10 protein-coding genes are annotated in these 15,412 nt (G+C 71.8%); 1 reads left to right on the top strand and 9 read right to left on the bottom strand.

Going from position 1 to position 15,412, the window contains the following annotated elements:
- Positions 1–164: 164 nt before the first annotated feature.
- From ACZ4VA_RS10735 to ACZ4VA_RS10775, 9 genes are all read right to left on the bottom strand, one after another.
- A complete protein-coding gene (locus tag ACZ4VA_RS10735) occupies positions 165–1,160 on the bottom strand; it encodes a LacI family DNA-binding transcriptional regulator (RefSeq protein WP_468080847.1) in 996 nt (331 codons plus the stop codon).
- Between the two features lie 223 nt (positions 1,161–1,383).
- On the bottom strand, positions 1,384–2,877 hold the full coding sequence (locus tag ACZ4VA_RS10740; RefSeq protein WP_468080849.1) for an FGGY-family carbohydrate kinase: 1,494 nt from the start codon (positions 2,875–2,877) through the stop codon (positions 1,384–1,386).
- Between the two features lie 61 nt (positions 2,878–2,938).
- Complete coding sequence (locus ACZ4VA_RS10745) at positions 2,939–4,180, bottom strand: SGNH/GDSL hydrolase family protein (protein ID WP_468080851.1); 1,242 nt, start codon at positions 4,178–4,180, stop codon at positions 2,939–2,941.
- Positions 4,177–6,594: a glycosyl hydrolase family 95 catalytic domain-containing protein gene (locus ACZ4VA_RS10750; protein WP_468080853.1), complete on the bottom strand. Its 2,418-nt coding sequence runs from the start codon at positions 6,592–6,594 to the stop codon at positions 4,177–4,179. Before ACZ4VA_RS10750 ends, ACZ4VA_RS10745 begins: the two co-directional genes overlap by 4 nt.
- Positions 6,595–6,715: 121 nt before the next feature.
- On the bottom strand, positions 6,716–8,536 hold the full coding sequence (locus tag ACZ4VA_RS10755) for an alpha-galactosidase D (protein WP_356243495.1): 1,821 nt from the start codon (positions 8,534–8,536) through the stop codon (positions 6,716–6,718).
- A 77-nt stretch (positions 8,537–8,613) separates the two neighbouring features.
- A complete protein-coding gene (locus tag ACZ4VA_RS10760) occupies positions 8,614–9,534 on the bottom strand; it encodes a carbohydrate ABC transporter permease (RefSeq protein ID WP_356164114.1) in 921 nt (306 codons plus the stop codon).
- Positions 9,531–10,469, bottom strand: a complete 939-nt coding sequence (locus ACZ4VA_RS10765) for a carbohydrate ABC transporter permease (RefSeq protein ID WP_355795148.1) — start codon at positions 10,467–10,469, stop codon at positions 9,531–9,533. Before ACZ4VA_RS10765 ends, ACZ4VA_RS10760 begins: the two co-directional genes overlap by 4 nt.
- Positions 10,470–10,495: 26 nt before the next feature.
- Positions 10,496–11,809, bottom strand: coding sequence for an ABC transporter substrate-binding protein (locus tag ACZ4VA_RS10770; protein WP_468080857.1), 1,314 nt, complete (start codon positions 11,807–11,809; stop codon positions 10,496–10,498).
- 91 nt (positions 11,810–11,900) lie between these two features.
- Positions 11,901–13,079 (bottom strand): ROK family transcriptional regulator, encoded by a 1,179-nt coding sequence (locus tag ACZ4VA_RS10775; RefSeq protein ID WP_356164118.1) that lies wholly within the window; start codon positions 13,077–13,079, stop codon positions 11,901–11,903.
- A 183-nt stretch (positions 13,080–13,262) separates the two neighbouring features.
- Between ACZ4VA_RS10775 and ACZ4VA_RS10780 the strand changes: the two genes are divergently transcribed.
- Entirely contained in the window at positions 13,263–15,383 is a 2,121-nt protein-coding gene (locus ACZ4VA_RS10780; protein ID WP_389389362.1) for an alpha-galactosidase, read from the top strand.
- The last annotated feature ends 29 nt before the right edge of the window (positions 15,384–15,412 follow it).

Consider the following 15,412-nt stretch of genomic DNA (forward strand, 5'->3'; position numbering starts at 1 on the left):
CTCCTGGAGGAGGTTGGGGGTGCCGGTCATGTGCGGTGCGGGTGTGCCGAGGTGCTGGATGGTGCGGGGGTGCCGGTGCACGGCGTGGAGGCCGGACCGGGTACGGGTGCCGGGCGTCCTGGGTCTGCCGGGGCGCTCGGCGGAGGGGAGCGTGGGGGTGGCGGCTAGCGGGCCGGAGCGGAGCCCCGGACGGTGACCCGGGTGGGCAGGACGACGGGAGAGGACGGGGACGGGTGCCCCGCCAGCCGGGCGAGGAGCAGGCGCGCCGCCGTCTCCCCCATCTCGCGCATCGGCTGCCGGACCGTGGTGAGGGAGGGTTCGGTGTGCCGGGCCACCGGGATGTCGTCGAAGCCGATCACCGCGACGTCCTCCGGCACCCGGAGTCCGGCGTCGCGCAGGGCGCCCAGGACGCCGATCGCCGCCAGGTCGTTGTGCGCGAAGACCGCGTCGAAGCGGCGCCCCGCGGCGAGCAGCGCGCCCACCCGGGCCCGGCCGTCGGCCTCGGTGAAGTCGCCCTCGGTCACCTGGCCGACGTCGATGCCGTGGTCGGCGTAGGCGGCCCGGAATCCCGCCAGCCGGTCGCGGACGCAGCCGAAGCGCAGCGGGCCGGTGAGCACCAGCGGCCGGCGCCGGCCGTCGGCCAGCAGGTGCCGTGCCGCCGCGGCCCCGCCCTCGGCGTTGGCGGCCGTCACGGAGGGGAACTCCGGGTGGCGGCCGCGGTCGTCGACGAGGACGACGGGGAGTCCGTCCCGGTGCAGGGCCGTCAGCATGCCGAGGGTGTTCTCGGGCTCCACGACGAGCAGCCCGTCGAAGGCGCGGGCCGACACCTGGTGGGTGAAGCGGGCGACGGACTCGGCGCCCCGGTTGCAGGTGAACAGCAGCAGGCCGAAGTCGGCCGCCTCGACGGTGTCGACCACGCCCTGGAGGACCTCGCCCATCCAGGGCCAGGTCAGCGAGGGAACCAGCATGCCGACGGTCCTGCTGTTGCCGCGGGCGAGGCCGACGGCGCCCGAACTCGGCACGTAACCCATGCGGTCGATGACGTGGCGGACCTTCGCCGCGGTCGACGCGTCGACCTCGCCGCGGGTGTTGAGCACCCGCGACACGGTCGTCTTGCTCACTCCGGCCGCCTGGGCCACATCGGCGATGGTGACGCGCACGGCTGCCTCCTGACGCACCGGCGGACGACTGCGCCCACGGAACCGGTACCGGTACCGGTTCCAGCGCTGGGCCGCGAGTCAACCGGAGTGTCATGTAGCCGTCAATACTTCACACCGGAATCGTTCCCGCCCGGCCGTGAGGAGCCGTCCGGCTTCAGATCTTGAACGCTTCCGGGGGCCGTCCGTGGAGGCGGGCACGAGGTCCGCGCCCCGGCGGACGCGGTCAGTCGCGGGGCTCCGGCGGACCGGACGCGGCGCGTCGGCGCCGGGCGAGGGCGTGGCCGATGTCGCGGGTCGCCGGGTACAGGTCCAGGTAGAGCTCGTACAGCTCGTCGTAGGCCGTCCGCAGACCCGGGTCCGGTTCCACGCGCGCGCGGACGGGGTTCCAGGCGTCGATGTCCGGGTCCCCCACGGCTCCCGCCGCCAGGAACGCGGCTCCGTAACTCGCCCCCACGGTGACCGCGCGGATCTCCTGCGCCAGACCGGTGACGTCGGAGACGATCCGGGTCCACAATCCGCCGCGCGTGCCTCCGCCGACGGCGACGACCCGGCGGATGTCCGCGCCGGCCGCGCGCATCGCACCGACGTTGTGCCGCACCCCCAGCGCGGTCGCCTCCAGCGCGGCCCGGTACAGGTCGCCGCGTGTGTGCTCCACGGTCAGCCCGGCGATCACCCCGCGCGCGTCCGGATCGGCGACCGGCGTCCGCTCCCCCGCGAAGTACGGCAGCATCAGCAGACCCCGCGCGCCGGGACCGGAACTCTCGGCCCGGGCGAGCAGTTCGGCGTGCGCGGGGTCGCCGAACAGCTGCCGCAGCCAGTCGGTGATCATGCCCGAGGTGGCCATGCCGCCCGCGAGACTCCGCGTGCCCGGCAGCGCGCCGACCGTGCTCCACAGCTCGGGCACCAGGAGCCGTTCGGCGACCGTGTTGATCAGGAACATGGTGCTGCCGTACATGAGCATCAGGTCCCCGGTGCGCTGGGCGCCCACGCTCAGCGCCTCGGACCAGGCGTCGACGGTCCCGGTGACGACGGGGATGCCGGCGGGCAGTCCGGTGGCGGCGGCCGCCTCCCCGGTGAGGTGTCCGGCGGTCTCGCCGGGCCAGCGCAGCGGCGGCAGTTCGAGGTCCGGGGCGATCCGCCGGGCCCAGGGCCGGTACCAGTCCTGGGCCACCGAGTCGTAGAGCGGCACGGACTGGCTCGCGGAGTGGTGGTCCAGCACGTACGCGCCGGTGAGCCGGCGGACGAGGTAGGAGCTCGGCATGTACAGCCGCCGGGCCCGCTCCGCCACCCGCGGCTCGTGGTCGGCTACCCAGGCGATCTTGGGTCCGACGGCCTGCGTGGAGAGCAGCGAGCCGCAGCGCCGCAGGACGGCGTCACGGCCCAACTCGGCTTCCAGGCGGGCGATCTGGTCCGTGGCGCGGGTGTCGATCCCGTAGAGGATCGCCGGGCGCAGCGGCTCGTCCGCCTCGTCGGCCAGGGCGACGCACGGGCCCATGCCGCTGACGCCCACGGCGGTGACCGGCGCGCCCTGCCCGGCCAGCTCGCCGGCGAGGGAGACGAACTCCTCCCACCAGACGCGGGCGTCCATCTCGACGTGCCCGGGACGGGGTCGGTCGACCCTGTGCGGGCGTACGGCGGTGGCGCGCACGGTCCCGTCCTCGTCGACCAGCACGCCCTTGCTGCTGGAGGTCCCGATGTCGACTCCGAGCACGGTCATGCGTCCGGAGCGTAGGCGATCGCGCCGGTGTCCGCTCGCGCGGACACCGGCGGCCGGACGCTCAGCCCGCGGCGCGGTCGCACTCCAGGCTCGCGAGGTCGACGGCGTCGGCCATGGCCTGCATACCCTTGTCGTTGGGGTGCAGGTGGTCGCCGCCGTCGAAGAACGGCAGGAGCAGCTCGGGGTCGTAGGGACTGCGGGTGATCCGGTCGAAGTCCGTCACGGCGTCGAGCTCGCCGCTGTTCCTGATCCAGTCGTTGACGCCCTGGCGGACGGCCTCGGCGGCGGCGTCGTACTCGTACCAGCCCTTGAACGGCATGACCGTCGCGCCGACGACGCACTTGCCGGCCGCGTGCGCCCGGTCGGCGATCTCCCGGTAGCCGGCGATCATGTCGTCCACCGTGACCCCGGAGTGGGCCTTGATGTCGTTGATGCCCTCGAACAGGAACACCGTCCTCACACCGGGCTGGGAGAGCACGTCACGCCCCAGTCGCTTCAGCGCGGACTCCCCGGCGCCGTCCGCAAGGACCTTGTTGCCGGAGATGCCCTCGTTGGCCACCCCCTTCACGGTCGAGAAGGACGCCGCCTGGAGCCGCCGGGCGAGGTAGTCCGGCCAGCGCCGGTTCTCGTCGGTGCTGGAGGCCCAGCCGTCGGTGATGGAGTCGCCGAGGGCCACCACCGAGCCGGTCGCCGTCGAGGTCTCCACGGCGACGGCGTCGAGCCAGTACCAGGAGCCCATCGGGTCGGTCCAGTTGGCGGCGCCCTCCTCCGCGGCGTGGTCGCCCGCGGTGGCGTAGTTGGTCTGCATCGCCATGCCGTGACCGGTCGTCGGGCCTTCCGCGCCCGTGACGTACAGGCTGACGACCAGACCGCTGCGGGCCGCCAGCCGCCCCGGCAGCGGGTCGCTGAGCACGGTCTGCCCGGCCGGGACGGTGACCGACGCGGCCCCGCCGAAGCTCAGTGCGCGGTTGGAGCCGCGGACCAGCTCCGCGCCCTGCTTCTGGAGCCCGGCGTACGCGCTCGCGAAGGTCACCGGGTGCTCGCCGAAGGCGTTGGACAGCCGGATGCGCAGGTTCGTGCCGCCGACGCTGGTGCGCACGATCAGCCGGTAGCTGCGGTCGGCGGGGCCGGCGCCCTGCCGGTCGGCGGAGGCGCCCCACGTGACCACGGAGTGCGTGCCCTTCGCGGGGGCCGGCGGGGTCCGTGCCTGTGCGGACGACGGGGTGGCGAGGGCGACGAGGACCGCCAGCAGCAGTGCGCAGACGGCGCCCGCCGAGCGGCGAGGGCCGCGAGTGGCGCTCATCCGAGGTTCCGCAGGGTGACGGACTCACCGGGTGCGAGGCGGACCCGCCGCGAGACACCGCCCGCTACGACGGTCGTCTCCCGGCCGCCGACGCTCCTCAGCGTGGCCCGGGTGACCTTGCCGTCCCGCCAGGCGAGGTCTGCGACGAAACCGCCGCGAACGCCGACGCCGGACACCGAACCTGACGCCGCCCAGGCGGCGGGCAGCGCGGGCAGCAGCTCGACGTGACCGGGCCGCGAGTAGACCAGCATCTCGACGACGGCGGCGGGCGTACCGAAGTTCGCGTCGATCTGGAAGATGCCGCGTCCCTTCTCGACCTCGTAGATGTCGAAGAGGTTGAACGCGGTGCCGTTGCCGCCGTCCGTCGACGGTTTCAGGTTGTTGACGACGAGCCGGTAGGCCTTCTCGGCGTTCTTCAGCCGCGCCCAGCACAGTCCGCGCCAGGCGTTGGCCCAGCCGAAGCTGTTCATCCCGCGCGCGGTGAGGAGGGCGGTCGCGCCGTCGACGACGTCCTTCGGTGTGGAGCCGTCGGGGCGGATCCGGTCGCCGGGGAAGAGTCCGACGAGGGGGGAGAGGTGCCGGTGCGTGGTCTCGCCCAGGTTGTCCGGCGACATCCACTCCTCCAGCCAGCCGGTCTCGGGACTGACGACGGGCAGGTACAGGCGCTCGCGGAGCCGGCCGACGGTCGTGCGGTAGGCGGTGTCCTTGCCGAGGGTCCCGGCGGCGGTGCGGTAGTTGCCGAAGAGGTTCCAGACGAGTTCCTGGGCGTAGGTGATGCCCTTGGCGTCGAGCGGGCCGTGCTCGGGCGACCAGTCGCTGTCGGCGATCAGCACCTCGCGCTCGGCCCCCGACGCGTCGTTGACGGTAGTGGTGACGAGGCGGGCCTCCCAGAACTCGACGGCGCCCTTGAGCAGCGGGTAGATCTTCTCCAGGTGGGCCCGGTCCTGGGTGAACTCGTAGTGCTCGAACAGGCTCTGGCACAGCCACGCGTTGCCGGCCGGGTGCCACCACCAGCCGCCCCCGCCATAGGGGTTGGTGGAGATGGCCACGGTCCAGCCGGCGATCTTCCCGGTGGAGTTGCGGTAGCGGTTGGCGGGGTCGTTGAACAGCCGCCGCGTGACGTCCGTCCAGTCGGGCAGCTGCGCGAGGCAGTAGTCCGTGTAGGCGTCGAAGCAGTCCGGCAGGCCCGCGCGGTCGGCCATCCAGTAGTTCATCTGGATGTTGATGTCGGTGTGGTAGTCGGCCATCCAGTCCGGGTCGTTGCCGTCCAGCCACGGGCCCTGGAGTCCCATGGGCAGGCTGCCCCGCGATCCGGAGATCATCAGGTAGCGTCCGAACTGCAGGTAGGCGGCCTCCAGTTCGGGGTCGGGCACGTCGTCCCGGTGGCGTGCCCGCACCCGCTCCCAGGTGTCGAGTTCGCGCTGTGCGGCGGAGGACGGGCCGAGGTCGATGTCCAGGCGCGCGAACACCGGGCGGAAGTCCGCGACATGGGTGTCGAGCAGGGTGCTCGCCGTGTGCCGTGCCGCGGCCAGGACCTTCGTCCTCGCCAGGCCTGGCGGGTCCACGGACGGGTCGCGGTACTTCGCGGCGGCGTCCGGCGCGTAGTTCGTGCCGCCGCTGACGACGACGGTCAGCTCCTTGCAGCCGCTGAAGGCGATCGAGGTCCCGTCGACGCGGACCCGGCCGGTGCCGCTGCGCGCGGTGACGGCGGCGCCGTAGGCCAGTCCGTTGGCGAAGGCGGCGCCGAACGAGGCGTACCGTCCCGCGCCGTCGGCGGTGGTGGACTCGCCGTGGGTGCCGGCCAGGGAGACGGTGCCGGTGTGGCTGCCGCCGCCCTGCTGGGACAGGTGCAGGACGATGACGTCGTCGGGGCGGCTGGCGAAGATCTGCCGCCGGTAGGTCACGCCGTCGATGTCGTAGGTGGTGGTGACCAGGCCCTGGGCCATGTCGAGGGTGCGGCGGTAGTTGTCGACGCGGCCGAGGTCGTGGCCGGTGAGCGTGAGCGTGAGCTCGGCGAGCAGCGTCAGGGAACCGAAGTCGTCGCGGCCGTAGGGGAACTGGCCGTCGCTCTGCAGTTCGTCGTTGAGGCCGCCGGTCCACAGGGTGGCGTCGGTGATCATCATGAGTTCGCGGGCCGGGTCGTTGCTCACGAGCGCCCCGAGGCGTCCGTTGCCGACCGGCAGGCCCTGTTCGATCATCGACGTGGCGGAGCCGGGGGCCTGCCACCACAGCGTGTTCCGGGCGGCGTCGGCCGCGGACAGCAGGGGTGACCGGGTGGGGCGGGCGGGCGCCGCCGACGCGGTGAAGGCGGGCAGGCCGCCGATGGCGGCGGCCGTGCCCGCCGCGGCCGCGAGCGCGAGGAAGCCTCGTCTGCTGGGTCTGTCGTCGTGCGGGGCGGTGGGCTGGATGTCCACGGTGTGCACTCCAAATCCGGGGAGCGGCTCGTGCGGGGACGACGGCGGGGGCCGTCGGGTGGGGCGTACGGGGTACCGCGGGGCCCGGCGGGTCAGGTCGCCGGGCCCCTTGGGAAGCGGGTCAGACGGACTGCGGGACGACGATCCGGTCGATGTCCGGCGCGTATCCGTCGCCGCTGTCGAAGGTGATCGTGTTGGTCCCGGCCTTCAGCGCCAGCTGCACGCTGACGGTCTCGGCGGTGCTCCAGTCGCCCGTGGAGGGGAACTTCTGGCTGCTGCCGTTGCCGCTGTTGGACAGGACGGTCACCGAGCGGGGGTCTCCGCTGACGTAGGAGACGCGGACGGTGTAGATGCCGTCCTTCTTCACCGTGACGTCGTTGAAGCGCAGCTTGCCGCCGCCGTAGAGGTTGCCGACCTTCCTGCCGCCGGAGCAGGCGTCGCAGCCGGCCGGGGAGGCGTTGCCCGAGAGGGTGTTGGCGGCGGACTCCGCCTCGTAGCTCGTGGTGGCCAGGGTGCTCCCGGCGGGCCTGACGGTGAAGAGCCGTGAGCCGTGCGCGGGCAGGGCCGCGGTGATCCTGTTCTTGTGGGTGCCGAGATCCGCCTTGTTCCACAGGTCGCGCACGGCGGCGTTGCCGGTGAATCCGAAGGAGGCCCACTGCGCGGTGACGGAGGCGGGCGAGTCCCCGAGGTTGAACAGGGCGACGGTGTGGCTGCCGTCGGGGTTCTCGGTGCCCCAGACCTGCTGGTCGCCGACCGTGGTGACCGGGCGTGCCACGGGCGAGTCGTTCTGGTCGACCGCGATGACCTCCTGGTTGGTGAGCAGGGAGACGCCGTAGCCGTCGAGCCTGGTGAGGTCGTCACCGGTGAACAGGGGCGACTTGCTGATGGCCCACAGCGTCATGTAGCTCTGCCGCTCGGCCTTGGTGAGGCCGTCCATCTCGCCGTTGCCGACGTCGACGGCGTCGAGGTCGTTCCAGCCGCCGGGGCCCGCCTTGCGGCTCCAGGCGGGCGCGTCGTCCCAGCGGTCGTCGACCGAGTTCTCCCAGGTGACCAGGGTGTTGCAGTAGCACTCGACGTCGGTGTCGATGCGCCAGCCGTTGGAGTACTTCTTCCAGTCGGCGGCGTGGCCGATGTCGAGGGACCAGGAGAGTTCGAGGTGGATCGGGCGGCCGGCGGTCGCGATGGCCTGCTGCCAGGCGGCGACGTCGGCGACGTTGTCGTAGTTGTCACCCGACTTGAAGGAGCCGGGGCCGACGCCGTCCAGCTTGAGGAAGTCGTAGCCCCAGTCGGCGAACTGCTGTGCCTGCGAGTCGATGTACTTCTGCGCACAGGCGTCGCCGAAGTCGATCTTGTAGGCGTTGTCCCAGCCGTTGGTGGTGCGCAGGTCCGGGTAGACGATGTCGCCGGTGGTGCAGCCGGGGGCGTTCCAGATCGGCACCTCGCCGCCGCCGTAGGCACCCTTCTCCAGGCCGACGGGGAGGTAGATGCCGGCCTTGAGTCCCTTGGCGTGGATGTGGTCGGCGACCGCCTTCATACCGCGGGGGAAGCGGACGGGGTCGGGTGTCTGACGGCCGTACCGGTCGAAGCCGGTCTTCCAGTTCTTGTCCATCCACCAGCCGGCGTCGATGTTGACGTGGTCGTAGCCGTACTTCTTCAGCTTGGCGGCGAGGGCGTCCGTCTGCTTGAGGACGTTCGCCTCGGTGAGGTAGCTGTAGTCGCCGTCCGGGTTGAGGCCCGGGTACTTGGACGACTGCATGCTCCAGCTCGACCAGCCCATGAAGGGCTTGGCGGCGACGGCGGTGGTGCCGGCGGGGTCGCTCGGGGTGTCCGCGTGGGCGGCGGGGAAGGCGGTGGCGAAGCCCGCGGTGAGGGCCAGGACGACCAGCCCTCTCAGGGAGCGGCGGGCGGTTCCGGGCAGGACGGGGTACGAGGATGACCGCATGGGTCGGACCTCCTGGGACGGGGGCGGCGGGGGCGGTGGGGGCGGTGGGGCGGCTCAGGCCCCTGCGGTCGGGCGGCTCATCCCTTGCCCGAGCCGATGGTGAGTCCGCTGATGAACTGGCGCTGGAGCGCGAAGTACACCAGCAGCGTGGGGATCGCGGTCATCAGTGCGCCGGCCGCGATGAGGTTGGGATTGGTGAAGTACGCGCCCTGGAGGTTGGCCAGGGCGGAGGTGACGGGGCGTTTGTCGCCGGTCTCGATGAGGGCGAGGGGCCAGAAGAAGTCGTTGTAGATCCAGATCGACTCGAGCGTCGCGAGGGCCGCGAACGCCGGCCGGCACAGCGGCAGGACGATCTGGAAGAACTGCCGCCAGACGGGGGCGCCGTCCACGAGCGCGGCCTCGGAGATCTCCTTCGGGATCGTCTTCATGTAGTTGCTGAGCACGAAGGTGCAGAAGCCGCACTGGTAGGCGATGTGGATGGCGATGATGCCCCAGGCCGAGTTGTAGAGCAGGAGCGAGTCACTCATCCACTGCGGCAGCGGGACGAGCAGGTACATCCGGTACAGGGGGGTGATGAGGACCTGCGCCGGCAGCAGGTTTCCCGCGGTGAACAGCATCAGCAGGGCGATGTTCCAGCGGAAGTCGAAACGGGAGACGAAGAAGGCGACGGCGGCCGCGAACAGCAGGGTGCCGAGGACGGAAGGGACGGTGATGAGAACGGAGTTGAGGAAGAAGTGCGGCATCCCGGACTGGTTCCAGGCGTCCGCGAAGTTGCCGAGTCCCAGGCTGTGCGGCCAGGACAGGTAGCCGTGCCGGGCGGTGTCCGAGTACGGCCGCAGCGAGGTGAGCACGGCCCACAGCAGCGGGACGAGCCACAGGACGGCGACGGCGGTCAGCATCAGGTGGCGGCCGGTCTGCCGCCGCGGCCCGGACGGGGCGCCGGCCGCCTGCGGCCGGGTGCGCGGCGGGGAGGCCGGGCGCGGCACGGTGGTGGTCACTGGTCCTCCTTGCGGATGGTCTGGACGAGGAACGTCCCGATGGCGGCAAGGGAGACCAGGAGCAGCACGACGGCGAGGGCTGAGCCGTACCCGATGTGACTGGACTCGCCGATGATGTTGTCGGTGATGAGCAGGGACAGCAGTTCCAGGCCGGGTTTGCTGCCGACGCCGCCGCCGAGGACGTAGACGATGTCGAAGGCCCGCAGGGACTCCATGACCGTGACGACCAGGATGATGATGTTGACCGGCTTCAGGGCCGGGAACACCACGCGCAGGAAGGTCTGGCGTCCGTTGGCGCCGTCGAGCGCGGCGGCCTCCTTGAGCGCCGGGTCGAAGCCCTTCAGTCCGGCGAGGTAGAGGATCATGATGTAGCCGGTGTGCCGCCAGCCGGAGGCGACGAGGACGGCCCAGAGGTTCAGGTCGGGGTCGCCGAGCCAGTCGACGTGGTGGCCGGCTCCCATGGCGCTCAGGAGGCCGTCGAGCAGTCCGGTGTCGGGGTTGTAGATGATCTCCCAGATGAAGCCGACGACGGCCAGCGAGAGCACCATGGGCAGGAAGATCGCGGTCTGGTAGACGCGGGTGAAGCGGATCTTCCGGTCGAGTTGGTAGGCGAGGAAGATGCCGAACGGGGTCGGCAGCAGGGCCGTGAAGAGCAGCCAGACCACGTTGTGGCGCACGGCAGGCCAGAACGGCGGGTAGTTGGTGAAGATCTCGCGGTAGTTGCCGAGGCCGGTCCAGTGGATGTCGGCCAGGTCGATGCCGTCCCAGGTGGTGAAGGACAGCGCCAGGGAGGCCAGCGCGGGCAGCCACACGAAGAAGAGGAGGGCCGCGAGGGGGATGCCGATGACGACGGTCAGGAAGACGCGGTCTCCGGGACCGAGGCGGCGCGCGCGGGCCTTGCGGGGAGCGGGCGTTGTGCTGGGGGTGGAGGACACGGTGGGTGCGGCCTTTCCGGTCCCGGTCAGGCGGTGAAGAAGCGTGAGCGCTGGGACTCGATCTTCTTGAGCATGCCCGAGCCGTCGTCGGGGTGGCCGAGCCACTGGGTGAGTCCGGGCAGGACGACGGTGGAGATGAAGCCGGGGTCGCTGTCGCGGTCCGCGAACTGGGTGATGTGCTTGGCGGAGGCGATGAGTTCGGCGGACTTCTTCTGCAGCGCGTTGTACGAGCCGGTGCCGGCCTGCTCGTTGACGGCGAGGTTGCTCGGGTCGACGTCCATGTAGAGCTCCTCGGCGCGGGCTTGGCCGAGGAACTTCAGGAACTTCTTGGCGCCGTCCTCGTTCTTGGGCCTGCGGCTGAGCATGAAGCCGTCGGTGGGGGCCTCGACGGCGTCCTGTCCGTGGGCGGCGTCGATCTCCGGGAAGGGGAAGAAGTCGATGTCGCCGCGGATCTTCTCGTCGGTGATCTGCTGGCCGAGGAAGAGACCGATGACGGCCATGCCGGATTTCTTGTCGAGCAGCGACTGGGCGGCGTCCTGCCAGGAGCGGCCGCCGGCGCCCTGCTGGTGATAGGGGGCGAGTTCGCGCCAGTGGTCGAGTGTGGCGAGGGTGCGCTTGTCGGTCCAGGCGCCCTCGCCCCGCATGAGGGACATGTGGAAGTCGTAGCCGTTGGTGCGCAGGTTGAGGTAGTCGAAGGCGCCGAGGACGCTCCAGCTGTCGCCGCCGCCGTACCCGGAGGCGATCGGCGAGAGGCCGTCCTTCTTCATGCGCTTGGCCAGGGCCACGAACTCGCCCCACTTGCGCGGGATTTCGTAGCCGCGCTCCTCGAAGAGGCTCTTCCGGTAGAAGACGGCCCACGGGTAGTTGTAGAGCGGGACGAAGTAGTACTTGCCGTCCTCGCCGCGGCAGAGCTGCTTGGTGGCGTCGCTGAAGCCGGCGCCGATGGTGTCCCACACGTCGTCGAGCGGGCTGCAGAGCCTCTTCTTGGCGAAGTACTGCATGCGGTACCCGGCGAACCAGGTGAAGACGTCGTCCGGGGTGCCCTGCAGATAGGTGGAGATGCCCTTCTGGAACGTGTCGTGGTCGACGGTGTTGGTCTTCACCTTGAGGCCGCTGTCCTTGGCGAAGGCCTTGGTCAGTGCGGCGTAGGCCGACTTGGGGGTGGCGTCGGCGCCGTTGGATCCGAAGGTGACCGACTTCGGGTCGGCCGCCGCTCCCCCGCCGCACGCGGTCAGGACGGGTGCCGCCAGGGCGGCGGCACCGATCCCGAACAGCCCGCCGACGACGTTGCGCCGGCCGGGTCCACGCGCAGCCAGGGGTATGCGGCTCTGCTGCGTCATCGCTACTCCTCGTGCATGTCAGGACGTGTCTGTCCGCGGTACGTGTCCGCACCGCCGGGCGCGGCCCGACTACGGCCGGCCATGGGTCTGTTCAGTTCGTGTGCGAGGTGGTGAAGGACTGGATCGCGGTGGCGGCGGCGCCGCGCGCCCACTCCTCGAAGGGCAGGGGCCGCGTCTGTACGTCGCACCGCGCGGCCGAGCCGAAGGCGGCGCCGGCGAAGGCGTCGCGGATCTGCTCGGCGAAGAGGTCGTAGGCGGCCAGGCCCTCGCCGGAGATGATCACGCGTTCGGGGCCCAGCAGGTTGGCGACCGTGGCGATGCCCCGGCCGATGGCCTCGCCGGCCCGGGCGTACACCTCCCGGGCTCCCGGGTCGCCGGCGTGGGCGAGGTCCAGGGCCTCGGCGGCGTCGGCCACGTGCACGCCGGTCGCCTCCCTGACCCCGACGACGATCGCGGAGTCCGAGGCGATGGCCTCGACACAGCCGCGGTTGCCGCAGTGGCAGAGCGGGCCGGCCGGGTCGATGGCGACGTGCCCGATCTCCCCGGCGACCCCGTGGGCTCCCGAGACGACCCGGCCGTGCACCACGAGACCGCAGCCGATGCCCGCGCCGACGGTCACCAGGGCGAAGTCCGACAGGCCCACCCCGGCGCCGAACCACTGCTCGGCGACGGTCAGGGCCCGGACGTCGTTGTCGACGGTGACCGGCAACCCGGTCGCCATGCCCGCCAGTTCGGCGAGCGGGACGTCGCGCCACTCCAGGAACGGCGAGTAGCGCACCACCCCGTCGGCGCGGTCCACGTCTCCGGACACCGCGATGCCGAGCCCCTGCACCCGGACCCCGAAGCCGTCCGCCTCGGTCAGCAGCTCCTGTACCAGCGCCGCGGTCGAGGCGAGTACGGCCTGCGGGTCGTGCGAGGTGAGCGGCACGTGCCGGGCGACCCTGATCCGGCAGCACAGGTCCGTGAGCACGGCGATGAGTTCGTCGCCGGTCATCTTGACGCCGATGAACAGCGCCCTCCCCCCGTCGACCCGTACCGGGTTGGCGGGGCGGCCGAGCGACACCTGCCGTGCGTCCTCGCCGACGTCCTCGCGGAGGTACCCGGCCTCGATCAGGGGCCGGACCGCCTTGGTGACCGCGGCGGCCGACAGGCGGGTCCGGGCGGCGATGTCGGAACGGGTGAGCGGACCGTGGGACAGCACGGTGGTGAAGATCTGTGAGGCGGCCGGCGTGTGGGCCGGGAACGCCTCGGTCCGAGTGGTCGAGCGCATGGCCGGAACCTAGGGCCCTTATTTTCTGCTGTCAATGAAAGAAACAGGATTATCGTGAGTGCCGCCTCTGCGGCGCCTGTGACCTACAAATGGAAACTCGCGGCAGGGTGTTGACACATGATCGAAGGTCGCGGTTGGCTTTCGCGTGTCTCGTCGCGCCACGGAACGTGAGGAACCCTGTCGATGATCTCCTTCGCCCCGGACACCGGGGTCTGGCTGCTGTCCACGCCGCGGACGTCGTACGCGCTGAGAGTCGACGAGGCCGGGGCGCCCTGCCATCTCGCCTGGGGCCCGCGCCTGACCCTCGCGGAGGCGGGGGACCTCGTGGCGCCCCGCGACCCGGCGGGCAACAGCTTCGAGGGGACACCCGGCGTCGGCGAGGAACTCCCCGTCGACGGCGGCACCCGGTACGGGCCGCCCTCGCTCCAGGTCCGCTTCGCCGACGGATCCCGCGCCTTCGAGTGGCTGCCGACCGGCCACCGCCACGACGACGCCGAACTGGTGCTGTCGTTCCGCGACCGCAGCCACCCACTGCACGTCGACCTGCACTACCGCGTGCACCAGGACACGGACGTCATCGAACGCTGGACCGTCGTGCGCAACGACGGCACGGAACCCGTCACGCTGCTGCGCGCCGACTCCGCCGCGTGGACCCTGCCCGCGCTCGCGGACTACCGCCTCAGTCACGTCACCGGCCAGTGGTCCGCCGAGAGCCAGGTGCGCCGCGACCCGCTCCCCTACGGCGAGACGGTGCTGACCAGCCGCCGCGGCATCACCAGCCACCACGCGAACCCGTGGGTGATGCTCGACGCGGGCGAGGCGACCGAGGAGCACGGGCGGGTGTGGAGCGCGGCCCTCGCCTGGAGCGGGAGCTGGCGCATCACCGCCCAGCGCACCCCGGACGGGCGGGCCGCGTTCACCGGCGGTGTCGCCCACGACGGCGTCAGCGTGCCGCTGGCCCCCGGCGAGGAGTTCACCGCTCCCGTGTTCGCGGCGGTCTGCACCGACGGCGGCTTCGGCGCGGCCGGCCGGGCCTGGCACGCGTACATCCTCGCCCATGTCCTGCCGCACCCCGACGAGCTCGCTCCGGTCCTCTACAACTCGTGGGAGGCGACGGGCTTCGACGTCGACGAAGCCGGCCAACTGGCCCTCGCCGAAAGGGCGGCGGCGCTCGGCGTCGAGCTGTACGTCGTCGACGACGGCTGGTTCGGGGCCCGCCGCAGCGACCGTGCCGGACTCGGCGACTGGACGCCCTCACCCGACCGCTTCCCCGACGGGCTCACCCCGCTGGTCCGAGCGGTGCACGGGCTCGGCATGAAGTTCGGCCTCTGGGTGGAACCCGAGATGGTCAACCCGGACAGCGACCTGTACCGCCGCCACCCGGACTGGGTCCTGCACTTCCCCGAGCGCGCGCGCTCCGAGCTGCGCAACCAGCTCGTGCTCAACTTCGCGCGCCGCGACGTCGCGGACTGGGCCCACGACTGGCTGACCCGCCTGGTCGGCGACCACGGCATCGACTTCCTCAAGTGGGACATGAACCGGGCCTTCAGCGAGGCCGGCTGGCCCGGGCGGCAGGACGGCTCCGACCGCCTGTGGCACGAGTACGTGCGCAACCTCTACGACGTCATCGACCGCCTGCGGGCCGACCACCCGGGCCTGCGGATCGAGTCGTGCAGCGGCGGCGGCGGCCGCGTCGACCTGGGCATCCTCGCGCGTACGGACCAGGCGTGGGCGTCCGACAACACCGACGCCGCCGACCGGATGTGGATCCAGCACGGCTACGGGCAGGTCTACCCGGCGCGCACCATGGGCGCCTGGGTGACCGACGTGCCGAACCAGCTCACGGGCCGCACGGTGCCCCTGCGTTTCCGCTTCCACGTGGCGATGGCCGGGGCGCTGGGGATCGGCGGCGACCTCACCCGCTGGTCCGAGGAGGAACTGCGCGAGGCGGCCGACCTGGTGGCCGAGTACAAGAGGGTGCGGCATCTCGTGCAGCACGGCAGGCTGGACCGCCTCTCGGCGCCCTCACCGGACCTCCCCTCGGTGGTGCAGTACACCGCCGGGGACGGCTCGGAGGTGCTGCTGCTCGGCTGGCGGCGCACGGCCCGGCACGGCACCCCGGAACTGCCGGTCCGGCTGCGCGGCCTGACACCGTCGGCCCGCTACCGCGACACCCGTACGGGCACCGTCCACCACGCCGCCGTGCTCACCGGGTACGGCCTGCGTCCTGACCTGCCGCCGGGTGACTGGTCCAGCACGGCGGTGCATCTGGTGCGGGAGCCGGAAGAGGCCCCCGGGACGTGAGCGCCGTCCGGCGGGGCGGCGGCCGTCGG

It is taken from the genome of Streptomyces sp. NPDC028308, assembly GCF_055565855.1.